A 22957-nucleotide genomic window follows, 5' to 3' on the forward strand; every position below is an offset into this window, starting at 1 on the left:
GGCGCGTCCCATCCGGTGGGACGCGCCTGTTGTTATCCGTGCAGGGCCAGCGCCGCCGCCCGGACGGCGCTGGCGTCGGTGACCGGCACCTGCTCCTCCGGGGGACATACCCCGCCGGAGAAGGATACCGCCGGGTTGTGGGTGGCGGAAACGTCGGTGCGGCTGGTCTTGAAGGAGCCGTGGAGCTGATCGCAGCCGGTGGCAGCCAGCAGGGCGGCGGCGTTGTCCGGTTTCACTCCGCAGCCGGGCAGGATCTGGATGCGTCCGGCGGCATACTCCTCCATGGCCCGGATGGTATCCGCCCCCGCCGGGGCGGAACTGGCCTGACCGCTGGTGAGCACCCGAGTCACCCCCAGCTCTATCAGCACGTCCAGAGCCTCCCGCCAGTCGGGCACCACGTCGATGGCCCGGCTGAACACGCTCTCCTTCTCCCCAATGACCTCCAGCATGGCGGCGCACCGGGCCCTATCCACCCTGCCGTCGGGGTGGAGACAGCCGAACACGATGCCGTCCGCCCCTGCTGCCAGCAGGGCGCGGGCGTCAGCCAGCATGGCGGCAAACTCCGCCTCACTGTAGCAGAAGCCCCCCTCCCGGGGCCGCACCATGGCCATAATGGGGATGGACACCTGCCGGGCCACTGTCATGGCCCCGATGGAGGGAGTCAGTCCCCCCAAAAACAGAGCGGAATTCAGCTCCACCCGGTGGGCGCCGGCCTGTGCGGCAATCAGCACATCCTCCGCCGAGCCGCAGCACACTTCCAAAATCATGGCAACACCTTCTTTTCTCATCTGGGGCTATGATACCACAAAGAAATGTGATATCATAGCCCCATTCCAAAGGAGTGGATCATATGGATCAGGAACTGACTTTTATCCGGCAGGCCCTGCCGGAGGACTGGGACAGCTACCCCCAGTCCCTGTTTGAGGCCTTCGCCGCCCACAGCCATATGCTGCGCCAGACCGTCCCCTGGTGCGCTTCTCTCAGCCGGGAGGCCTACGAGCAGTACGTCCTCTGCCCCCGGGTCAACGACGAGGATCTGTCCGACCACCGGGCATTGTTTTACAGCCATCTGTGGAACCGGGTGAAGGACCTGTCCCAGGAGGAGGCCGCCCTGGAGGTCAACCGCTGGTGCCACGAGCAGGCCAGCTATCAGGCCCAGGACGACCGCACCGCCTCCCCCCTGACGGTATACCGCTGCGGCAGCGGCCGGTGCGGGGAGGAGTCCGCCTTCCTGGTGTCCGCCCTGCGCGCTGTGGGTCTGGCCGCCCGGCAGGTGTACGCCCCCCGCTGGTCCCACTGCGACGACAACCACGCCTGGGTGGAGGTGCTATGTGAGGGCAAGTGGCGCTTCCTGGGAGCCTGCGAGCCGGAGCCGGTGCTGGACCGGGGCTGGTTCAACACCGCCGCCTCCCGGGCCATGCTGGTCCACAGCCGCACCTTCGGCCCGGTGGCCGACCTGGCCCTCCACGGCGCCCCTCTGGGCAGGCAGGGACAGGCCCTGTACCACAACCAGACAGCCCGCTACGCCCACACCAAGACCTACACCTTCCAGGCCGGGCCGGGGGAGACCATTACGCTGGAAGTCCTCAACGAGTCTCGCTTCTGCCCCATTGCCGCCCTTACCGCCGATGAAACCTGCAGGGTCCAGGTTGAGCTGGGGATAGGCGATCTCCACCTGTCCACCGGGGAGAAGGAGGCCTTCTGCCACGGCCGGACCGAGGACGAGGCCAAATTGACCCTCCCCTCTCCCTGCACGGACTGGACTCCCTTCGACTTCCGCGCCCCCCAGGATGCTCCCGTCAACCCCGCCCCTCTGGACCAGGCCCAGCGCCAGGAACGGGCTGCGGTACTGGCGGCAGGGACCGCCAAGCGGCAGGCGCGGATGGCGGGCTATTGGGATGAGGAGAAGGCCCAAAACTACCCCCAGCAGCGGGAGCTGCTTCAAAAGGCCCGGGGCAATTTTGGGGAGATCTATGCCTTTCTCAGCAGGAATCATGACCCGCTGCGCCCCGCTCTCCTCTCCTCCCTGTCCGACAAGGACCTGCGGGATGTGACGGCAGACCTGCTGGAGGTCCATCTGGAACGGGCCCGGCCCTGGGCGGACCGGTACCCGGCGGAGATATTCCGGCGGTTTGTCCTCTGCCCCCGGGTGGCCTTTGAACGGCTCACCGACTGGTCCATCCCCCAGCCCGGCGCGGTGGGTGAGGTCATTGCCCTGCGGCAGCAGGGGGTGCCTGCCCTGCTGCGCCCCCTGGACGGGGCGGTGCTGGTGTGGCAAAACGGGAAATTTGTCCCCAAGGAGCCGGAGGAATGTGGAAAAGTCACCTTCCGGAAGGCCCCGGTGGAGCGCTTTCTCTACCGGCAGAACTGGTCGCTGGACTTCTGGACGGGGGAAATGTGGAAACCCCTCAGGCTGACCGACCGGGCCTGGCACAAAAACAAGCTGAATGTCACCCTGCCCGCCGGACGCTACCGGGTGCTCACCGCCCTGCGGCTGCCGGCAGGGGACCAGTTTGCAAGCCGCCTGGAGTTCACCCTGGAGGCGGGGCAGGAACAGGAAATCCCGCTGGTGCTGCGGGACTGCTCGGTGGACGATCTGATCTCTCCCCGGGAGCTGCCCCTGGCGGAGCTGGCCGAAGCCCATGAAAAAGCCGCCCTCCTCCTCTGGCTGGAGGAGGGGGCGGAACCCACGGAACATATTTTAAACGAACTCTCCGCCGCCCTACCCGCATTTCAGGCCCTGGACGGGGACGTGGTCTTTTTCCTGCGGCGGCCCGGCGCGGAACAGCAGGCCACCCTGGCGGAACTGCTGGCCCAATGGCCGTCGGTACAGCTGGTCTACCCCGAATGGGGCTATCAGGTGGAGACGGTGGCCCGCCATCTGGGTCTGGACCCAGACAAGCCGCCTCTGGCGGTGGTACGGGACCAGGAGGGCCGGGCGGCTTACGCCTGCTGCGGCTACCAGGTGGGGGCGGCGGACCTGCTGCGGCGGGTGCTGGAGCAGCTGGTGTAAGTTACTCCTTAAAGTTCTTCAGATACTCCTCCACCGACCGTGTCATCTCCCGGGAGAAGTCGGAGTTATACTTTCGGGCACAGAAGGCCTGGAGCCAGTCAGCATAGGGCCGCTGGCCCGCGTTATCAGCCAGCATCCGCTCCAGCTCCCCGGCGTTCATCCGGCGATAGCCGTTTTCATGAACCATGTAGGGCAGGGCCCGGCGGCGGGGCTTCTCCCGGCTCTGCTGCTGGGCGGTGGGGTAGCCGAACACCACCATGGCGGCGGGGAACACATAGTCCGGCAGGTTGAGCAGCTGCCGGTGGGTCTCGCACTGCTCCATCACGTCCCCGATGTAGCAGGAGCCGATGCCCAGGCTCCAGGCAGCGGTAACGGCGTTCTGGGCGGCGATGTTGGCATCGGAGCAGGCCAGCAGCAGGTCTCCCACCCCCGGCTTCCGGGGCTGGCAGCCGCCAGCGTCAAAGGCGTCGTACCACTTCTGACAGTCGGCGCAGAAAATCAGCACCAGAGGCGCCTGGGCGATAAAGGGCTGGTGGTCGCAGGTCTCCGCCAGGGTATCCTTCAGCTTCTGATCGGTAATGTCCAGAATGGTGTACAGCTGCTGGTTGCCCGCCGTGGGGGCGGCGCAGGCGGCCTCCAGGATGGCCCGCTTGTCGTCGGGGGCAATGGGCTTTTCCAGATAGGCCCGCACCGATTTGCGGTCCCGAAGCTGATGCAAAACGTCATTCATTGACAAAACCTCCTGAATGGATGTGAAAATATGCAAGAAAAACGCTATTCCGTAGACGAGCAGGACACCCTGCTCCCCTTCCTGCTGGCCCATGTGACCGGCAAAAGCCGCAACAGCGTCAAGTCCCTGCTCACCCGGGGCCAGGTCCAGGTGGACGGCAAGACCGTCACCCGCCACGACCATCCTCTCTTGCCGGGACAGACGGTGGTGGTGCTTCCTCAGGGCGCGGGAGACAAAAAGGCCCCCTTCCCCATCCTCTACGAGGACGGCAGGCTGCTGGTCATCGAAAAACCCGCCGGTCTGCTGAGCATGGCCACCGACAAGGAGAAGGTGCGCACCGCCTACCACATGGCCACCGACTACGTCCGCAAGGCCGATCCCCGGAACCGGATCTTCATTGTCCACCGGCTGGACCGGGCCACCTCCGGCGTGCTCCTCTTCGCCAAGGACGAGGAGACCAAGCGGGCCTTCCAGGACAACTGGGACAAGCTGGTGGGTCGCCGGGGCTATCTGGCGGTGGTGGAGGGCAGGCCTCCGAAGGACTCGGATACCATCCGCACCCTGCTGCGGGAGAACGCCGCCCACAAGGTATACTCGGTGCGCTCCGGCGGTAAGGAAGCGATAACCCATTATACCATGGTCAGCGCCGGAAAGGAATACGCCCTTCTGGAGATCGATCTGGACACCGGCCGGAAAAACCAGATCCGGGCCCACCTCAGCGAGCTGGGCTGTCCGGTAGCCGGAGACCGGGACTACGGAGCCGCCACCGATCCTCTGGGTCGGCTGTGCCTCCACGCCCATGAGCTGGTACTCACCGACCCCTTCACCGGGGAGGAGCGCATCTTCCGGGCGGAGGCCCCCGCCGGGTTCCGGAAGCTGACCCGGTAAGGCTTACAGCCCCAGTTTGGCCCGGGCCTGATCCCGGAAGGCCACCAGTTCCGGATAGTCGTAGAAAAAGTTCTGCTTCTGCTCCCACACCGACGTTCCGGTAGGCTTATCGTAGAGCACAAAGTAGGAGAAGCACTCGGCAATGTCCTCGGAGGGGCTGGTGGCGGCGTAGCTGGTGATGAAGTCGTCCTCATGCCGCAAATAGAAATTGATGCTCTCCGGATCGGCCAGCCGGTCGTCCAGATAGTCCTTCCAGAAGCGCTGGTAGAAGGCATTGAGGTAGGAGTCCGGGTTGCTTACCAGGTCGTTCTCCCCGTAGCAGTCGTAGCGCTTGGGCGCGCCGTAGGTCACCTGCTTGTCGTTCAGGGTCAGATAATGGGCGTACTCATGGTATACCGTCTCGGTAAACTCTACAGGATCGCCTGCGTCCTCCGGGTCCACCGCCAGCTCCCACTGGGCGCCGTTGTCGTCCACCGGGACCACATAGGCCAGAATTTCAGCCTCCCCGTCGGTGAAGATGGTGAAGCGGGCGAAGGGCTTCAGGCTCCCTTCGGGCAGCAGTTCATTGACCTTGTCCCACAGGGCCCGGTACTCCGCCTTGTCCGATTTATCCGGGATGAGGGTGCCGTCGGCTCCGATCTCATATTGGGCCAGGACGGGGAGCTCCTCTTCCTCCAAAGGCTCCTCCGGTTCCTCCAGATAGCGCTGGGTGAAGTCCTCATACAGCTGGTTAAGCTGCTCCACCAGCTCCTCCTCCTGAGGGAACAGTTCCCACCGGCCTACCTGGGCCCGGGCCTGCTGCAGAGGCACCAGTTCCTCCAGCAGGTTTTGGACCTGATCTTTCTCCATCTGGTTCAGCCGGTCCGCCAGCTGGCCCAGCTGAATGGTGGCCAAACGGGCCGCCTCGGTCTGGACGTCGGGACCAGTGACATCCGCCGCCGGTCTGGCACAGGCAGACAGGAACAGCAGAGGCAGTAAAAGCAAAATGGGATTGGCTCGTTTCATAACAAACACCTCGTTTTCGCCGGTCCGGAGGACCGGCGTAGTGGAGCGATTGTACCACAGTGAACCGAGCGCCGGAAGAAAGCTAAACAAATCTACAGGAAAACGTCAGATGTTCCATAGAAACGGCAGAAGGCCAGGGCCCTTGGGTCCCGGTCTTCTGCCTCAGGCTGCTGAAAAACCTCTGGCCAGAGGTTTCGGAGGGAAGGATAGTGTGAAAGGGAACCGTCAGGGTTCCCTTTCGCGTGCAGTCAAACAACTTTTGAGGACTTTTTGAAGGCCTCAAAAGTTTAACATCCTGTCAAAAAAGTGACCGCAGCCATTTTTTGACAGGATGCGGCAGAAGGACGGGACCATATGGTCTCGTCCTTCTGTCTGGGAAGGTATAGGAAGGCATAGAAGATAGCAAAGTTACAGCTTGACCACCCAGCCATAGGGATCGGGCCGGGTCCCCCACTGGATACCGGTGAGGGTGTCATACAGCTTCTGGGCCAGGGGGCCGATCTTGCCGCCATTGACCACAACGTGCTTGTCCTCCCAGCCCATCTCGCCGATGGGAGAGATGACAGCAGCGGTACCGGTGCCCCAGGCCTCCTTCAGGGTGCCGTTGGCGCCCGCCTCGAAGAGCTCCTCCGCGGTGATGAGCCGCTCCTCCACCTTCAGGCCCCAGCTCTTGAGCAGTTCAATGCAGGACTTGCGGGTGATGCCGGGCAGCACGGAGCCGGTGAGCATGGGGGTGACCACCGTGTCCCCGATCTGGAACATGACGTTCATGGAGCCCACTTCTTCAATATACTTGCGGTGTACGCCGTCCAGCCACAGCACCTGGGCGTAGCCCTTCTGCTCGGCCCGCTCGCCGGCCCGGATGGAGGCGGCATAGTTGCCGCCGCACTTGGTGTAGCCGGTGCCGCCCTTGACGGCGCGGACATCCTCGCTCTCCACATAAATCTTCACCGGGTTGATGCCCTCGGCGTAGTAGGCGCCCACGGGGCAGGTGATGATGGCGAAGATATAGTCATGGGCGGCATGGACGCCCAGGGTGGGGGTGGTGGCGATGATAAAGGGGCGGATATACAGGGAGGTGCCGGGCTGATCGGGCACCCAGTCCGCCTCCAGCCGCACCAGCTGCTCAATGGCGGCCAGGGCGTCCTCCTCATCCAGGGGCGGGATGCACATACGCTCACAGGAGGAGTTGATGCGCTTGATGTTCTCGGTGGGACGGAAGAGCTGAATGGTACCATCGGGAGAACGGTAGGCCTTCAGGCCCTCAAAGACCTCCTGGGCATAATGGAACACCATGGCGGAGGGGTCCAGGGCAATGGGGCCGTAGGGAACGATGCGCCCGTCGTGCCAGCCCTGGCCGGCGGTATAGTCCATCAAAAACATATGGTCGGTAAAGGTTCTGCCAAACACCAGCGTGGAGGGATCGGGCTTGGGCTTGCCCACTGCGGCACGCTGAACAGGATATTCCTTCATCAGAATGGCCTCCTTGCAGTTTCATTGCTTGTATTCAGTATGACAGGGCAAAGAAAAAAAGAATGTAAACCGTGATACAATGCCAAAAATATACCGGCAGGTTTTCCTGTCTCCTTCTCCTGTATGGTAGCACAAACCGGCCGGAAAGGCAACCGGGGCAAGAGTTCCTGCCCCAGCACTTGTAATTTGGCCGGGGATACGATATAATACTTGGGCTAATATGCCGAAAGAGGGTATTTAACCGATGAAATTAGGTATCGTGGGCCTGCCCAACGTGGGCAAATCGACCCTTTTCAACGCCATCACCAATGCCGGCGCCGAGAGCGCCAACTACCCCTTCTGCACCATCGACCCCAACGTGGGCGTGGTGGCTGTGCCCGACGCTCGTCTGGACGCGCTGACCGAGATGTACCATCCCAAGAAGACCACCCCCGCTGTGGTGGAGTTCGTGGACATCGCCGGTCTGGTCAAGGGCGCCAGCCAGGGTCAGGGTCTGGGCAACAAGTTCCTGGCCAACATCCGGGAGTGCGACGCCATCGTCCATGTGGTGCGCTGCTTTGACGACGAGAACATCATGCACGTGGTGGCCGACACCAGCACCAATGTGCCGGTGGACCCCGCCGGGGATATCGGCGTCATCGACATCGAGCTCATCATGGCCGACGTGGAGATGGTGGAGCGCCGCATCGACAAGGCTCAGAAGGCCGCAAAGGGTGACAAGAAGTACCTGCGGGAGGTGGAGGTGTTCACCGCTCTGAAGGACTGGCTCAACGACGGCAACTCCGCCCGCTCCTTCGAGTGTGATGAGGACGACGCCGCCATCATCGCCACCGCCGAGCTGCTCTCCCTGAAGCCCATCATCTACGCCGCCAACCTGGACGAGGATGGCTTTGCCGACTGCCACAGCAACGCTTACTACAAGATCGTGGAGGATCTGGCCGCCAAGGAGGGAGCCCAGGTCATCCCCGTGTGTGCCAAGCTGGAGGCCGAGATCGCCGAGCTGGACGCCGACGAGAAGAAGATGTTCCTGGACGACCTGGGCATCGCCGAGTCCGGCCTGGACCGGCTCATCAAGGCCAGCTACGCCCTGCTGGGTCTGATCTCCTTCCTCACCTCCGGCGAGGACGAGTGCCGTGCCTGGACCATCAGGAAGGGCACCAAGGCTCCCCAGGCTGCCGGTAAGATCCACACCGACTTTGAGCGCGGCTTCATCCGGGCCGAGGTGGTCAACTTTGACGACCTGATGGCCTGCGGCTCCATGAACGGCGCCAAGGAAAAGGGCCTGGTCCGGTCCGAGGGCAAGGAGTACGTCATGAAGGACGGCGATATCGTCCTCTTCCGCTTCAATGTTTAAGCCCCCTTTTCCCCATATGCCGCCACAAGCAGTTTGACAGCAAGGCCCCCTGATGCAGTGTCCTGCATCAGGGGGCCTTTTCTTATGGACCGGTTTCTATTTCTTCTTTTCAGAACTTTACCACTGAGTCAGTTCCAGGTACAGGTCCTTGTACTGGCGGGCAGACTTCTCCCAGGAGACGTCCTTGGCCATATCCCGCTGGACCACCTCGTCCCAATGGTAACGGTTGTTGAAGTAAAGCGACTTGGCCCGGTTGATGGCGTCCAGCAGCAGACCGGCGTCATACCGGTCAAAGGTGAAGCCGTTGCCCTCGCCATTGAACTCGTTGTAGGGCTCTACGGTATCCTTCAGTCCGCCGGTCTCACGAACGATGGGCAGGGTGCCATAGTGCATGGCGTTGAGTTGGGTCAGACCGCAGGGCTCAAAGCGGGAGGGCACCAGCAGGGCGTCCGCACCGGCATAAATACGGTGGGCTCTCCCCTCGTCATACTGGATGCAGGCGCTAAAGGTGCCCTTGTAGCTCCCTTCATAGGCCCGGAAGGCGTCCTCATACTGCTTGTCACCAGTACCCAGCACCACCACCTGTGTGTTGCCGTCCAGCACCTGGGGAACGATGGCGTTGACCAGATCCAGGCCCTTCTGGTTGGTGAGCCGGGAAATCAATCCAATGACAAATTTGCCGGTGTCCTGCTCCAGACCCAGTTCCTTCTGGAGGGCCAGCTTATTAGCCATCTTGTGGTCAAGCACGTTGCCCAGACCGTAGTTTTCCGCCAGGGCGGGGTCGGTCTCCGGGTTCCACATACCGTAGTCAATACCGTTGACAATGCCCCGGAGCTTGTGGCTGTGATAGCGCAGGTGATCCTCCAGCCGCTCGCCGTACTCACTGGTCTGGATCTCCCAGGCGTAGGTACCGCTGACGGTGGTGATCCGGTCGGCGTAGGCCAGGCCGCCTTTTAGCATATTGGCCTCCACCCAGTCCTGCTTCAACGCGCCCATGCCGAAGGCCTCGTCAGGCAGACCAGACCAGTACTTGATGGTGGGGATATTGTACACGCCCTGGAAGCGGAGGTTGTGGATGGTGATCACCGATCTGGCCCGGCCCACCGGGGAACCCTTGAACAGGGTACGCAGATACACCGGCACCAGAGCCGCCTGCCAGTCGTGGCAGTGGACCACGTCGGGAATCCAGTTCATGTAGTTCAGGGCAGCCAGGGCGGCCTTGCTGAAAAAGCAATACTTGGGGATATCGTCCACCAGATTGGTGTAGGGATTGCCCCAGGAGAAGAACTCCTCGTTGTCAATAAAGTCGTACACCACGCCGTCCCAGATGTACTCCATGATCCCCACATAGTAGCTGCGGCCGGTGTTGCCCAGGTCCATGTAGAATTCGCCCCGGTAGATCATCTTGTTCTGATACTCCTGGGGAATGCAGGCATAGCGGGGCAGGATCACCCGGACGTCACAGTTCAGCCGGGCCAGCTCCCGGGGCAGGGCATACATTACATCTCCCAGACCGCCTGTCTTTACAAAGGGATGGCACTCCGAGCCGATGAAGGCCACGCTCCGGCGGGGCAGGTTGGACTCTTCCATCACCGGGGCAGGCTCGGCCACCACAGGGGTGTTTTCCGGCTCGGCCACAGGAGCCTTTGCCTTCCGCTTGTCGGCAGAGGCGGTCTTCTTTTTCGTGGACGCCGTCTTTTTGGCGGGTTCGGCCTTTTTTGCGGCGGAGGCCGTCTTTTTGGCAGGCTCCGCTTTTTTCGTAGTGGGGGCTGCCTTTTGGGCAGGCTCAGCTTCCTTTGCCGCGGGAGCCGCCTTCTTGGCAGGCTCAGCTTCCTTTGCCGCGGGAGCCGCCTTCTTGGCAGGCTCAGCTTCCTTTGCCACGGGGGCCGTCTTCTTGGCAGGCTCAGTTTCCTTCGTGGCAGGGGCCGCCTTTTTGACAGGCTCGGCTTCTTTGGCGGCAGGGGCCGCCTTTGGGGTGGGCTCAGCCTCTTTCGCGGCGGGAGCTGTCTTTTTCTTTGCGGCGGCTGTCTTTTCCGGGGCAGGCGCAGCCTCCTTCGCAGTGGAGGCGGGGCTTACTGCGGCGGGAATCTCCTTTTCCACAGGCTTCTTTTCAGCCGCAGCCTTTTTTACGTTCGCGGAGTCCGATTTTTCCCGTGCCATTCTAATTCTCCCTTTCACATATGATCCGAATGACAAAGCCCCTGCCACTTCAGAGATCTGCGTGCTCAATGCAGAGGCAAAATTTGCTGACGCTAAAAATATAACACATCTACGCTCATTTTTACAGTCCTTTTTGGTATATCCCAGCTGCAAATCCATAATTTTACTAAAGCATGATACATATAAGTGGATTGTTCCAGTTTTTTGCTTCACAGGGCAGAATAAAAAGACCCCCGGGCTGTTGCCCGGGGGTCTTTTTGGTGATCAATTACTTGTACAGCTCCACCAGACGGGTCAGGTGCTCCCAACGCTCCTTGGCGGCCAGGCCCAACGGGGCCATAGCCCCGTTGGGGACCCTTTGATTTGATCTGTTCGGCGGAAATGAATTCCGCCGGCATCAAGGTTTTGGGCCGCAGGCCCAAAACGCTTGCACGGCGCATAGCGCCGCCCCATCTGCGATGTGGCCCCCGAAGAGTCCGCCAAATAAAGAGACCCCGGGCATTATGCCCGGGGTCTCTGTGGTTACTGATTACTTGTACAGCTCCACCAGACGGGTCAGGTGCTCCCAACGCTCCTTGGCGGCCTCTTCGTTCTGAGCGAAGAGCTCCTTGGCGCGCTCGGGGAAGGCACGGGTCAGGGAGGAGTAACGAGCCTCGTTCATCAGGAACTCCTGATAGCCGCCAGCGGGGGCCTTGGAGTCCAGGGTGAAGGGGTTCTTGCCCTCGGCCTTGAGAGCGGGGTTGTACCGGAACAGGTTCCAGTAGCCGCAGTCCACAGCCTTCTTCATCTCCTGCTGGCAGTTGGCCATGCCGCCCTTGATGCTGTGCATCTCGCAGGGAGCGTAGCCGATGACCAGGGAAGGACCATGATAGGCCTCGGCCTCGGTGATGGCCTTCAGGGTCTGGTTGGGATTGGCGCCCATGGCGATCTGAGCCACGTAGACGTAGCCGTACTGCATGGCGATCTCAGCCAGGCTCTTCTTGGGCTGGGTCTTACCGGCAGCGGCGAACTGAGCCACCTGGCCGATGTTGGAGGACTTGGAAGCCTGTCCACCGGTGTTGGAGTACACCTCGGTGTCGAACACGAAGATGTTGACGTCCTCACCGGAAGCGATGACGTGATCCAGGCCGCCGTAACCGATGTCGTAGGCCCAGCCGTCGCCGCCGAAGATCCAGACAGACTTCTTGTTCAGGTACTCCTTCTCCTTCAGGATCTCACGAACCAGGGTGCAGGCCTCGCAGGTGCAGCCCTCGCGCTGGCCGATAACGGCCTCCATGGCGGCGATGTAAGCCTTAGCGGCCTCGCCGTTGGCAGCGCCGTCATCCATGGTGTCCAGCCACTTCTGGCCGGCAGCCACGATGCCCTCGTCGGTGTAGTCCAGGGCGATCAGCTTGCGGGTATGGTCAGCCAGGCGGTCACGGATGGCCTTCTGACCCAGATACAGGCCCAGGCCGTGCTCGGCGTTATCCTCAAACAGGGAGTTGGCCCAAGCGGGACCCTTGCCCTCCTTGTTGACGGTGTAGGGAGAGGTAGCAGCGGGGCCGCCCCAGATGGAGGAACAACCGGTGGCGTTGGAGACGAACATCCGGTCGCCGCACACCTGAGTGATCAGGCGGGCATAGGCGGTCTCAGCACAGCCGGCGCAGGAGCCGGAGAACTCAAGCAGAGGCTGCTTGAACTGGCTGCCCTTGACAGTGGCGATATCCTCCACGTCGGCCTTGGGGGCAACCTTGGCCACCATGTAGTCGAAGACTTCCTGCTCGGCAGCCTGGGACTCCTGGGGCTTCATGGTCAGAGCCTTCACGGGGCAGGTGCTCACGCAGACGGTGCAGCCCATGCAGTCCAGGGGGCTGACAGCCAGAGCGAACTTGTACACGCCCTTGCCCTTGCCGGCCTTGATGTCCACGATCTTCGCCTGAGCGGGGGCGTTCTTGGCCTCCTCCTCGGTGAGGGCGAAGGGACGGATGGTGGCGTGGGGGCAGACATAGGAGCACTGGTTACACTGGATACACTTGGAGGCATCCCACTCGGGCACGGACACGGCCACGCCGCGCTTCTCGTAAGCGGCAGCGCCCTGCTGGAAGGTGCCGTCCTCGTGGCCGTTGACAAAGGCGGAAACAGGCAGGCTGTCGCCGTCCATGCGGCCCACGGGCTCCATGATCTCCTTGACCATCTTCACGGTCTCGGCCTTGCCCTCCAGGTGCTCGGCAACAGGCTTGTCCTCGGCGGTAGCCCAGGAAGCGGGAACCTCGAACTTGTGGAAGGCGGTGGCGCCGGCGTCGATGGCCTTGTGGTTCATGTCAACCACGTCCTGGCCCTTCTTCAGGTAGGAGTGGGTAGCAGCGTCCTTCATGTACTGGATGGCCTCGGCCTCGGGCATCACCTTAGCCAGCTTGAAGAAAGCGGACTGCAGGATGGTGTTGGTACGCTTGCCCATGCCGATCTCGATGGCCAGGTCGATGGCGTTGATGGTGTAGACCTGGATGTTGTGCTCGGCGATGTAGCGCTTGGCCACGGCGGGCATATGGTGATCCAGCTCCTCATCGCTCCACTGGCAGTTGATCAGGAACACGCCGCCGTCCTTCACGTCGCGGACCATGGGGAAGCCCTTGACAATGTAAGCAGGCACATGGCAGGCCACGAAGTCGGCCTTGTTGATGTAGTAGGGAGCGCGGATGGGCTGATCGCCGAAGCGCAGGTGGCTGATGGTCACGCCGCCGGTCTTCTTGGAGTCGTACTGGAAGTACGCCTGAACATACTTGTCGGTGTGGTCGCCGATGATCTTGATGGAGTTCTTGTTGGCGCCCACGGTACCGTCGCCGCCCAGGCCCCAGAACTTGCACTCGATGGTGCCGGGAGCCGCGGTGTTGGGGGCGGGCTTCTCCTCCAGGGAGGTGAAGGTGACGTCGTCCACGATACCCACGGTGAACTGACGCTTGGGCTGGTCCTTGGTCAGCTCCTCATACACGGCGAACACGTTGCTGGGCGGGGTGTCCTTGGAGCCCAGGCCGTAGCGGCCGCCGATGATGGTAGCCTGACGGCCGGCGTTGGCGAAGGCGGTAACCACATCCAGGTACAGAGGATCGCCCTGAGCGCCGGGCTCCTTGGTGCGGTCCAGCACAGCGATCTTGGTGGCGGTGGCGGGAATGGCCTCCAGCAGCTTGTCGGCGCGGAAAGGACGATACAGGCGGACCTTCACCAGGCCGACCTTCTCGCCGTGAGCGTTCAGGTAGTCGATGACTTCCTCAGCCACGTCGCAGATGGAACCCATGGCGATGATGACGCGGTCAGCGTCGGGAGCGCCATAGTAGTTGAACAGCTGATAGTTGGTGCCCAGCTTAGCGTTGACCTTGCCCATGTACTCCTCGACGATGCCGGGGATAGCGTCATAGTACTTGTTGGCAGCCTCGCGGTGCTGGAAGAAGATGTCGCCGTTCTCGTGAGAACCGCGCATCACAGGATGCTCGGGGTTCAGGGCGCGCTTACGGAAAGCTTCCACAGCGTCCATGTCCACCATGTCCTTCAGGTCATCGTAGTCCCAGATAGCGATCTTCTGGATCTCGTGGGAGGTACGGAAGCCGTCGAAGAAGTTCAGGAAGGGAACGCGGCCCTTGATGGCGGCCAGGTGGGCAACGGCGCCCAGGTCCATAACCTCCTGGGGATTGGACTCACACAGCATGGCAAAGCCGGTCTGGCGGCAGGCCATAACGTCGGAGTGATCGCCGAAGATGTTCAGCGCGTGGGTGGCCACGGTACGGGCGGACACGTGGAACACGCAGGGCATCAGCTCACCGGCCAGCTTGTACATATTGGGGATCATAAGCAGCAGGCCCTGAGAAGCGGTGTAAGTAGTGGTCAGGGCACCGGCGGCCAGGGAGCCGTGAACGGTACCGGCGGCGCCAGCCTCAGACTGCATCTCCACCACGTTGACGGTAGTACCGAAAATGTTCTTCCGGCCCTGAGCGGCCCACTGGTCCACGTTGTCGGCCATGGGGCTGGACGGAGTGATGGGGTAGATGCCCGCCACTTCGGTGAAGGCGTAAGACACGTGGGCGGCTGCGGTGTTACCGTCCATGGATTTCAGCTTTCTAGCCATTGAAACGATTCCTCCTTGTTCGTTGTTCCAGGGCAATGGGAATCGGTCCCCGCCTCTCCCAAAGACCGGGCCGGATTCCCATTACCCTGGCTTTTTCCCCGCTTACCGGAAAGAAACTTTCCCGGAGCGCCTTCATTGTAACACCATCCAAACCGTTTGTAAATCAAATCTTACTTATCTATGAAAATTTTCTTCAAATTCTCAAATTCCTAGGAATACACCCGGTTTTACCGCTTTTACTCGAAAAAAATTCAGAACTCCCTTTTTTCTGCTGAACCGCCCGTACTAGACTTCATATTCTGGAAAATTGCCGTCTTTGGAAGCCCCTCTCCCCTGTTTTGCAGACTGTCAGACAACCCGTACCTGTCCCTCCGCTCTGGCAGCAGACGCCCTTATGTGCTATAATTTAATATGGTATAAGATTACAGCCCCCGGAGCCGCGGCCCGGGGCGGAAAGAAGGCGACAGGCCATGCTGTGTGAAGTGCGTTCCCTGGGGCTCACCGGCATCTCAGGCTATGAGGTGCGGGCGGAGTGCGACCTGTCCGGCGGGCTGCCCGCCTTTGAGATCGTAGGCCTGCCCGACGCGGCGGTGAAAGAGGCCCGGGACCGGGTACGCGCCGCCATCAAAAACTGCGGCTTCTCCTTCCCGGTTTCCCGCATTACCGTCAATCTGGCCCCGGCCGACCGCAAAAAGGGCGGCACGGTGTACGACCTGCCCATTCTGGTGGGCATTTTGGCAGCCGGGGAACAGCTCCGGCTGCCCGCCGGCCCCTGCGCCTTCGTGGGAGAGCTGTCCCTGTCCGGGCAGCTGCGGCCCATCCCCGGTATGCTGCCCATGGCCCTGGCCGCCGTTCGGGCGGGTATCAAGGATCTGTACGTCCCCGCCTCCTCCGCCGCTGAGGCCACCCTGGCCAGTGGGCTGAACGTCTACCCGGTGGAGAGCGTCTCCCAGCTGGTGGCCCACCTGCGGGAGGAGACCCCCATCCTCCCCGCCGACCCCTGGACGCCGGGGGATTCGGTGGAGGCGGAACTGGACTTTGCCGACGTGAAGGGCCAGGAGAACGGCAAGCGGGCTCTGGAGATCGCCGCCGCGGGAGGCCACAACCTTTTGATGGTTGGCCCGCCGGGCTCGGGCAAGTCTATGCTGGCCCGCCGCCTGCCCTCCATCCTGCCCGACATGACCCGCCGGGAGGCTCTGGAGTGCACCGAGGTCCACTCGGTGATGGGTCTGACCAGCGAGGACCAGCCCCTGCTCACCCGGCGGCCCTTCCGGGCCCCCCATCATACTGTCTCCGCCATGGGCATGGCAGGCGGAGGCTCCACTCCCAGGCCGGGGGAGATCTCCCTGGCCCACAACGGAGTGCTCTTTCTGGACGAGCTGCCTGAGTTCCATAAGGAGGTACTGGAGACGTTGCGCCAGCCCCTGGAGGACGGGGTGGTGCAGATCAGCCGGGTAGCGGGCACGGCGGTCTTTCCCGCCCGGTTCATGCTGGTGTGCGCCATGAACCCCTGCAAATGCGGCTGGTACGGCACCGACCGGTGCCGCTGCTCCCCCCAGGCGGTGGACAAGTACCTGAGCAGGTTGTCAGGGCCTCTGCTGGACCGGATCGACCTGTATGTGGAGGTACCCGCTCTGGACTTTGACCAGCTGTCCCGGCGGTCCGACGCCGAACCATCCTCCGTCATCAAGGCCCGGGTGAACGCCGCTCGTGCCATTCAGACCGCCCGCTTCGGGCCGGAGGGCCCCGACTGCAACGCCCACATGGGGCAGCAGGAACTCTCCCTGTTCTGCCAGCTGGACGAGGCGGGCACCGCCCTCATCAGGGGCGCCTTCGACCGGATGGGCCTGACCGCCCGCAGCTACGACCGTATCCTGCGGGTGGCCCGCACCATCGCCGATCTGGATGGGGCGGAGCACATCGGGGTGGAGCATCTGGCCGAGGCCATCCAGTACCGGGAGAGCGCCTCCCTGAGGCGGTAGGCCTAATAAGCACAACAAATGAACACATCCACCAGCGAAGCTGGTGGTTGTCACTATGCGGGCATAGCCCTCTGTTCCTCGCGGACGCGTGCAACGCGTAATACGGTCTGCCAGCTGCGTAAGGACTGTTACTTGCCGCCCGTAAACGGGCTGTTAGATGGGATTCTCAGTTGCTCTCCCATCTCGTCCTCTTTTAGCTGATTCCTCACATACTCGGCAATTCGGCTCTCGTTTTTCCCTACCGTGTCCACATAGTATCCTCTGCACCAAAATTCTCGGTTCCGGTACTTGTATTTCAGCTCGCCGAATTGCTCATACAGCATTGTGCTGCTCTTCCCTTTCAGATACCCCATAAAGTGCGATACTGACATTTTCGGTGGTATCTCTACAAACAGATGGATGTGGTTGGGGCACGCTTCCGCTTCTATGATCTTTACCCCTTTCCACTCACATAACTGCCGCAGTATTTTTCCTATTGCCGCTTTCTTTTCTTGGTAAAATACCTTCCTCCGATACTTTGGCGCAAATACGATATGATATTTGCAATTCCACCGGGTATGGGATAAACTATTGATGTCATTCAGTCCCATCTGGATGTCCTCCCTTTGCTATCGTTTGTGCAGTTGGCAGACCGCACTCCTATTATAGCAAAGGGAGTTTTTTTATCTTTTTCATCGCCTTAGGCTTTTTTGAACCACTCGCCTAGCGAGTGGTTTTCTTTATACAAAAATGCGGCCCGGAACAGAATTTGTTCCGGGCCGCATTTTATTTTAAAACTTGGTGCCGCCGAACTCGTGGAAGGTGAGGTTCTTGTTGCGCTCCTCGGTCCAGTTGATGGCCCACTGGGATCCGAACAGCAGCAGCTGGTTACCCTTGTAGTCCTCCACCAGCTTGGTGTCGGTACCCAGGTTCAGGTCCTCCTCCTTCACCGGCTGGCCGTCCTCGGTCTCGATCCACCGCAGGTACTCGTAGGGCAGACCCTCCATGTAGAGGTCCACGTTGTACTCGTTCTTCAGGCGGTACTCCAGCACGTCGAACTGCAGGGTACCCACCACGCCCACAATGACCTCCTCCATGCCGGAGTAGGGGGTCTTGAAGATCTGGATGGCGCCCTCCTGGGCGATCTGCTCCATGCCCTTCAAAAACTGCTTGCGCTTCATGGTGTCCAGGGAGCGCACCCGCTTGAAGTGCTCGGGGGCGAAGGTGGGGATGGGGTCAAACTTGAACTTCTTGGAGGCGGTGCACAGGGTATCACCGATGGAGAAGATGCCGGGATCAAACACGCCGATGATGTCGCCGGCGTAGGCCTCCTCGATGATCTCCCGCTCGGCAGCCATCAGCTGCTGAGGCCGGGACAGGCGGATCTTCTTGCCACCCTGGACGTGGTAGACCTCCTTGTCCGCCTCGAACTTGCCGGAGACGATGCGCATGAAGGCGATCCGGTCCCGGTGGGCCTTGTTCATGTTGGCCTGGATCTTGAACACGAAGGCGGAAAAGTTGTCGTCCATGGAGTCGATGACCTCGTCCCCCGCCTTTCGGGGCAGAGGAGCGGTGGTCATCTGGAGGAAGTGCTCCAGGAAGGGCTCCACGCCGAAGTTGGTGAGGGCGGAGCCGAAGAACACGGGGGACAGCTTGCCGTGGCGCACCCGGTCCAGGTCGAACTCGGCGGCGGCGCCGTCCAGCAGCTCGATCTCATCCACCAGCTGCTGATGGAGCCGTTCCCCAATGAGGCCGTCCAGGTTGGGGTCGCCCAGCTCCACCTCGGTAGCGGTAGCGGCTTTGGCGCCGCCGTTGGAAGTGAAGTGGATGATCTTCTTGCTGCCCCGGTCATACACGCCCTTGAAATCCTTGCCGCAGCCGATGGGCCAGTTGACGGGGTAGGTCTCGATGCCCAGCTCCTTCTCCAGCTCTTCCAGCAGTTCAAAGGAGTCCCGGGCTTCCCGGTCCATCTTGTTGATGAAGGTAAAGATGGGGATATCCCGCATGGCGCACACCTTGAACAGCTTCCGAGTCTGGGCCTCCACGCCCTTGGCGGCGTCGATGACCATGACGGCGGAGTCGGCGGCCATCAGGGTGCGGTAGGTATCCTCGGAGAAGTCCTGGTGGCCGGGGGTGTCCAGGATGTTGATGCAGTAGCCCTCGTACTGGAACTGCATGACGGAAGAGGTGACCGAAATGCCACGCTGCTTCTCGATCTCCATCCAGTCGGAGGTGGCGGCACGGGTATTCTTCTTGCCCTTGACCTGACCGGCCTGGGCGATAGCTCCGCCGTAGAGCAGAAACTTTTCCGTCAGGGTGGTCTTACCGGCGTCGGGGTGGGAAATGATGGCAAAGGTTCTGCGCCGTTTGATTTCAGATTCGTATTGAGACAAGGTATGGTTCCTCCTTGTAATAATATCAAAAAACAACGTAGGGGCGGCCCTTATGGCCGCCCGTTTTTACGGCGGACTGAGCCGTTTCACCGCCGCCGGGATATCCGCGAAGGCGTCCACATGGGGCACCTCATGGTCGATGTGGCCGAAGCCGTAGGCGGCGTGAAGGAATGGCACCTCCGCCTGGGTAGCAGCGTTATAATCTCCCTGGGTATCCCCGATATACAGAGGCTTTTTCAGGCCGTTGCGCTGTACCACCAGGGCAATGTTGTCCCCCTTGGGCTTGCCGGTGCGGCCGGGGTTTTCATAGTCAGTGAAATACTTTCCCAGCCCATGGGCCAGGAAAAAGGCCTCGATGTAGCCGTCCTGGCAGTTGCTGACGATAAACAGGGGGTAATCCCGGGCCAGGATTTCAAGAGTCTCAGGCACCTGGGGATAGAGGATGCCGCCGTGGCGGGCCACATGGGCGTTCTCCTCTTTCAGCAGTCCGTCCAGCAGGGGCTGGATCTCCTTCCAGTCCAGATCGGGCAGCAGCTTCTTCACAATATCGGGCAGCAGCATCCCCATACAGCCGATGAGCCGGGGCCGGGTAATCTGCCCGGCATACTGGGGCGCGATCCGCTCCAACACCCGGTTCCAGGACAGACAGATGGAATCCACCGAATCCCACAGGGTGCCGTCCAGATCAAATAACAGTCCGTCAAACAAGAAAAAGCGCCTCCCGCTGAAATACATACTCTGATACTATATCATACCCGCCGCAGGCATTTCAAGCCTGCCGCCTCCGCCTTTTTGCACAAAAAGTCCCCGCCCGCCGGAATATCCGGCGGGCGGGGCGGTGTGAGGGGAATGGAAAGAGAGAGGGTAACTCAGGCAGGCAGGGGCACCGCCGCCAGGGGCTGCTGGAAACAGCGCCGGGGCAGCTCGGATACGGCGGCGCAGGCGGCCTTCCAGGCCTCCTCCCCGGACAGATCCATCCGGGTCTGGAGATCGGTGGCCAGCCGTCCGGCCTGACCGGCCAGCTCCCGGGCCAGTGCCCGGCCCAGGCCGGTCAGGTGGATCTTGCCGTAGCGCTCCTTATCCACCAGGTTTTTGTCAATGAGGATGGACATCATACTGGTGACCGACGCCCGGGAGACCGCCAGCGACGCGGCAATGTCCTTGGAGGAGACCTCCAGCCGGACTTGGGAGAGGTCATAGATGGTCAGCAGATAGCGGATGTTGGTGTTGGTCAGTTCCATGGTATGCTCCTTCCTAGCGGTTGGCGGGTTCTTCCCGGCCGGGGTGGCACATACCGGAGCATCCGCAGCTCCCGCAGGAGCCGCCGCAAGAGCAGCTGCTCTTGCCGTGGCGCCGGTTGTGGATGCCCCGGGCCACAATGGCCGCGCAGGCAGCCGCAATGGCCAGACTGATGAGAATCGTGGGTAGCATAAAGATGCTCCTTTCCTTGATAAGATGGGCGGGACGCCTTACTCGGCGGCGGCCACCGCCCGCAGATTGACGCCGGACTCCTCATACTTGTTCTTCCGCACCAGCAGGTAGATGAGACCCGCCAGGCAGATGAAGGCAGCCACGGTGCCCACACCGAAGGCCACCTGGCCCAGGATCAGGCCGCCGATCTGGTAGACGATGAGAGAGATCACATAGGCGAAGCCGCACATATAGCCGATGGCGGCCAAGGTCCATTTGGGGCTGTTCATCTCCCGCTTGATGGCGCCCATGGCGGCAAAACAGGGAGCGCACAGCAGGTTGAAGATCATGAAGGAATAGGCGGAGATGGCGGTGAAGGCGGCAGCCATATCCACGGTCAGGTTGCCCGGGAAGAGCACGCTGAAGGTGGAAACCACCTCCTCCTTGGCGATGAGACCGGTGACCACCGCCACGGTGGCCTCCCAGAAACCAAAGCCCAGAGGCGCGAAAATAAAGGACACGGCGTGGCCCACAGCGGCCAGCAGGGAGTCGTTGTTGTCCTCCACCATCTGGAACACGCCGTCCACGAAGCCGAAGCCCTGGAGGAACCACAGGATGATAGAGGAGAGCAGGATCACGGTACCGGCCCGCTTGATGAAGGACCAGCCACGCTCCCACATGGCCCGCAGCACATTGCCGGCAGCGGGGGCGTGGTAGGCGGGCAGCTCCATAACGAAGGGGGCGGGATCACCGGCGAAACCCTTCGTTTTCTTCAGAATGATGCCGGAGATCACCACCGCCGCCACGCCGATGAAGTAGGCGGAGGTAGCCACCCAGGCGGAGCCGCCGAACAGGGCCCCAGCGAACAGGGCGATGATGGGCATTTTGGCGCCGCAGGGGATGAAGCCTGTGGTCATGATGGTCATGCGCCGGTCCCGCTCCTGCTCAATGGTGCGGGAGGCCATGATGCCGGGCACGCCGCAGCCGGTAGCCACCAGCATGGGGATGAAGCTCTTGCCGGACAGGCCGAAGCGGCGGAAGATCCGATCCATGATGAAGGCGATACGGGCCATATAGCCCACGTCCTCCAGAATGGCCAGCAGCAGGAAGAGCACCAGCATCTGGGGCACGAAGCCCAGCACCGCGCCCACGCCGCCAATGATGCCGTCCAGGATCAGGGACTGGAGCACCGGGTGAGCGTTGATGGCAGTAAGCGCCCCCTCGGCCAGTACAGGGATGCCGGGTACCCAGGTGCCGTAGTCGTTGGGATCGGGCTCGGACACCTGGAGGGCGGCCTGATAGGCCTCCTCGGTGACGGGCACCACGGTGGTCTCGCCGGTCTCGTCATCGTAGAAGTAGACCTCGCTGTCGCCGGCCTCATAGCCCGCAATCATGGCGGAGGCCTCCTCCCAGGCGCCGGAGGCTTCTTCCCAGGCCTCGGTGTCGGCGGTGAAGGGAACAAACCAGCCGTCGCCGAAGAGCCCGTCGTTGGCCCACTCGGTGGCCTTGGTGCCCAGCGCAAAAGCGCTGCCGCCCATGGCGATGGCGTACACCAGGATCATCACCGCCACAAAGATGGGCAGGGCCAGGATGCGGTTGGTCACCACCCGGTCGATCTTGTCGGAGGTGGTCATGGAATGGACGGCCTTCTTCTTTTTCACGGCCTTGCCCACCACGGAGCTGATGTAGACGTAGCGCTGGTTGGTGATGATGCTCTCGGCGTCGTCGTCCAGTTCCCGCTCGCAGTCGGCAATGTGGGCCTCCAGATGCTCCTTCAGCTCGCCGGTGAGGTTGAGGGTCTCCAGCACCTTCTCGTCTCGCTCAAAGACCTTGATGGCGTACCAGCGAAGATACCGCTCATCCACCAGGTCGGCGATGGACTCCTCAATGTGAGCGATGGCGTGCTCCACACTGCCGGTAAACACATGGGGCAGCTCGCCGGCCTTCTTGGTCTTGGCCAGCACCACCGCCCGCTCGGCGGCCTCCTTACCGCCCTCGCCTTTCAAGGCGCTCATCTCCACCACCTGGCAGCCCAGGGCGGCCCCCAGCTTCTCCAGATCAATCACGTCCCCGTTCTTGCGGACCAGGTCGATCATGTTCACCGCCACCACCACCGGGATGCCCAGCTCAATGAGCTGGGTGGTGAGGTACAGGTTGCGCTCGATGTTGGTGCCGTCCACAATGTTCAGGATGGCGTCCGGCTTCTCGTTCACCAGATAGTTCCGGGCCACCACCTCTTCCAGGGTGTAGGGGGACAGGGAATAGATACCGGGCAGGTCCTGGATCACCACATCCTTGTGGCCCTTCAGCTTGCCCTCCTTCTTTTCCACCGTCACGCCAGGCCAGTTGCCCACGTATTGGCTGGAGCCGGTCAGGGCATTGAACAGGGTGGTTTTACCGCAGTTCGGGTTGCCCGCCAGCGCGATCTTCAACTCCATCTTCTTACTCCCTTCTTGATTAGCGTTAGCTAACCA

16 protein-coding genes are annotated in these 22957 nt (G+C 61.6%); 4 read left to right on the forward strand and 12 right to left on the reverse strand.

Going from position 1 to position 22957, the window contains the following annotated elements; translation table 11 throughout:
* Positions 1-32: 32 nt before the first annotated feature.
* Positions 33-767: a copper homeostasis protein CutC gene (locus B5G06_RS07195; RefSeq protein WP_158094674.1), complete on the reverse strand. Its 735-nt coding sequence runs from the start codon at positions 765-767 to the stop codon at positions 33-35.
* Positions 768-850: 83 nt separating this feature from the next.
* Between B5G06_RS07195 and B5G06_RS07200 the strand changes: the two genes are divergently transcribed.
* The gene (locus B5G06_RS07200; RefSeq protein ID WP_087188416.1) at positions 851-3013 is read left to right on the forward strand and encodes a transglutaminase-like domain-containing protein; all 2163 of its coding nucleotides are present in this window, start codon (positions 851-853) and stop codon (positions 3011-3013) included.
* Between the two features lies 1 nt (position 3014).
* On the opposite strand, the gene B5G06_RS07205 is transcribed toward B5G06_RS07200, so the two are convergent.
* Positions 3015-3743, reverse strand: a complete 729-nt coding sequence (locus B5G06_RS07205; RefSeq protein WP_087188417.1) for a nitroreductase family protein — start codon at positions 3741-3743, stop codon at positions 3015-3017.
* Between the two features lie 30 nt (positions 3744-3773).
* Here B5G06_RS07205 and B5G06_RS07210 point away from each other — a divergent pair, with 30 nt between their 5' ends.
* Positions 3774-4631, forward strand: a complete 858-nt coding sequence (locus B5G06_RS07210; protein ID WP_087188418.1) for an RluA family pseudouridine synthase — start codon at positions 3774-3776, stop codon at positions 4629-4631.
* 3 nt (positions 4632-4634) lie between these two features.
* On the opposite strand, the gene B5G06_RS07215 is transcribed toward B5G06_RS07210, so the two are convergent.
* Both B5G06_RS07215 and B5G06_RS07220 read right to left on the reverse strand, forming a co-directional pair.
* Positions 4635-5636 carry a hypothetical protein gene (locus B5G06_RS07215; RefSeq protein ID WP_087188419.1) on the reverse strand — a complete coding sequence of 334 codons (1002 nt, stop codon included), beginning with the start codon at positions 5634-5636 and terminating at the stop codon, positions 4635-4637.
* 408 nt (positions 5637-6044) lie between these two features.
* Positions 6045-7109: a branched-chain amino acid aminotransferase gene (locus B5G06_RS07220; RefSeq protein WP_087188420.1), complete on the reverse strand. Its 1065-nt coding sequence runs from the start codon at positions 7107-7109 to the stop codon at positions 6045-6047.
* Positions 7110-7353: 244 nt separating this feature from the next.
* Between B5G06_RS07220 and ychF the strand changes: the two genes are divergently transcribed.
* On the forward strand, positions 7354-8463 hold the full coding sequence (ychF, locus tag B5G06_RS07225; RefSeq protein WP_087188421.1) for a redox-regulated ATPase YchF: 1110 nt from the start codon (positions 7354-7356) through the stop codon (positions 8461-8463).
* Between the two features lie 117 nt (positions 8464-8580).
* Here ychF and B5G06_RS07230 read toward each other — a convergent pair whose 3' ends face one another.
* Together B5G06_RS07230 and nifJ are read right to left on the reverse strand one after the other, a co-directional pair.
* A complete protein-coding gene (locus B5G06_RS07230) occupies positions 8581-10623 on the reverse strand; it encodes a glycogen synthase (protein ID WP_143382717.1) in 2043 nt (680 codons plus the stop codon).
* Between the two features lie 529 nt (positions 10624-11152).
* A complete protein-coding gene (gene nifJ, locus B5G06_RS07240; RefSeq protein WP_087188423.1) occupies positions 11153-14719 on the reverse strand; it encodes a pyruvate:ferredoxin (flavodoxin) oxidoreductase in 3567 nt (1188 codons plus the stop codon).
* 470 nt (positions 14720-15189) lie between these two features.
* On the opposite strand from nifJ, the gene B5G06_RS07245 reads away from it, so the two are divergent.
* Positions 15190-16701, forward strand: a complete 1512-nt coding sequence (locus tag B5G06_RS07245) for a YifB family Mg chelatase-like AAA ATPase (RefSeq protein ID WP_087188424.1) — start codon at positions 15190-15192, stop codon at positions 16699-16701.
* A gap of 128 nt (positions 16702-16829) precedes the next feature.
* Here the strand turns inward: B5G06_RS07245 and tnpA are convergent, their stop codons facing one another.
* From tnpA to B5G06_RS07275, 6 genes are all read right to left on the reverse strand, one after another.
* Positions 16830-17291, reverse strand: coding sequence for an IS200/IS605 family transposase (tnpA, locus tag B5G06_RS07250; protein ID WP_162614482.1), 462 nt, complete (start codon positions 17289-17291; stop codon positions 16830-16832).
* A 180-nt stretch (positions 17292-17471) separates the two neighbouring features.
* Positions 17472-19073, reverse strand: coding sequence for a peptide chain release factor 3 (locus B5G06_RS07255; RefSeq protein ID WP_087188425.1), 1602 nt, complete (start codon positions 19071-19073; stop codon positions 17472-17474).
* A 66-nt stretch (positions 19074-19139) separates the two neighbouring features.
* Positions 19140-19781 (reverse strand): HAD family hydrolase, encoded by a 642-nt coding sequence (locus tag B5G06_RS07260; RefSeq protein WP_242955393.1) that lies wholly within the window; start codon positions 19779-19781, stop codon positions 19140-19142.
* A 161-nt stretch (positions 19782-19942) separates the two neighbouring features.
* Entirely contained in the window at positions 19943-20314 is a 372-nt protein-coding gene (locus tag B5G06_RS07265) for a metal-dependent transcriptional regulator (protein ID WP_087188427.1), read from the reverse strand.
* Positions 20315-20327: 13 nt separating this feature from the next.
* Positions 20328-20504, reverse strand: coding sequence for a FeoB-associated Cys-rich membrane protein (locus tag B5G06_RS07270; protein ID WP_087188428.1), 177 nt, complete (start codon positions 20502-20504; stop codon positions 20328-20330).
* A gap of 38 nt (positions 20505-20542) precedes the next feature.
* The gene (locus B5G06_RS07275; RefSeq protein ID WP_087188429.1) at positions 20543-22921 is read right to left on the reverse strand and encodes a ferrous iron transporter B; all 2379 of its coding nucleotides are present in this window, start codon (positions 22919-22921) and stop codon (positions 20543-20545) included.
* Positions 22922-22957 lie beyond the last annotated feature (36 nt).

This window comes from Flavonifractor sp. An52 (assembly GCF_002159385.1).
GTDB lineage: Bacteria > Bacillota > Clostridia > Oscillospirales > Oscillospiraceae > Flavonifractor > Flavonifractor avicola.

Coding starts and splice junctions, on each gene's coding strand:
- B5G06_RS07270 (WP_087188428.1), bottom strand. CDS start 20,504: ATGCTACCCACGATTCTCATCAGTCTGGCCATTGCGGCTGCCTGCGCG.
- B5G06_RS07200 (WP_087188416.1), top strand. CDS start 851: ATGGATCAGGAACTGACTTTTATCCGGCAGGCCCTGCCGGAGGACTGG.
- B5G06_RS07275 (WP_087188429.1), bottom strand. CDS start 22,921: ATGGAGTTGAAGATCGCGCTGGCGGGCAACCCGAACTGCGGTAAAACC.
- B5G06_RS07220 (WP_087188420.1), bottom strand. CDS start 7,109: ATGAAGGAATATCCTGTTCAGCGTGCCGCAGTGGGCAAGCCCAAGCCC.
- B5G06_RS07210 (WP_087188418.1), top strand. CDS start 3,774: ATGCAAGAAAAACGCTATTCCGTAGACGAGCAGGACACCCTGCTCCCC.
- B5G06_RS07245 (WP_087188424.1), top strand. CDS start 15,190: ATGCTGTGTGAAGTGCGTTCCCTGGGGCTCACCGGCATCTCAGGCTAT.
- B5G06_RS07195 (WP_158094674.1), bottom strand. CDS start 767: ATGATTTTGGAAGTGTGCTGCGGCTCGGCGGAGGATGTGCTGATTGCC.
- B5G06_RS07230 (WP_143382717.1), bottom strand. CDS start 10,623: ATGGCACGGGAAAAATCGGACTCCGCGAACGTAAAAAAGGCTGCGGCT.
- tnpA (WP_162614482.1), bottom strand. CDS start 17,291: ATGGGACTGAATGACATCAATAGTTTATCCCATACCCGGTGGAATTGC.
- B5G06_RS07215 (WP_087188419.1), bottom strand. CDS start 5,636: ATGAAACGAGCCAATCCCATTTTGCTTTTACTGCCTCTGCTGTTCCTG.
- ychF (WP_087188421.1), top strand. CDS start 7,354: ATGAAATTAGGTATCGTGGGCCTGCCCAACGTGGGCAAATCGACCCTT.
- nifJ (WP_087188423.1), bottom strand. CDS start 14,719: ATGGCTAGAAAGCTGAAATCCATGGACGGTAACACCGCAGCCGCCCAC.
- B5G06_RS07205 (WP_087188417.1), bottom strand. CDS start 3,743: ATGAATGACGTTTTGCATCAGCTTCGGGACCGCAAATCGGTGCGGGCC.
- B5G06_RS07265 (WP_087188427.1), bottom strand. CDS start 20,314: ATGGAACTGACCAACACCAACATCCGCTATCTGCTGACCATCTATGAC.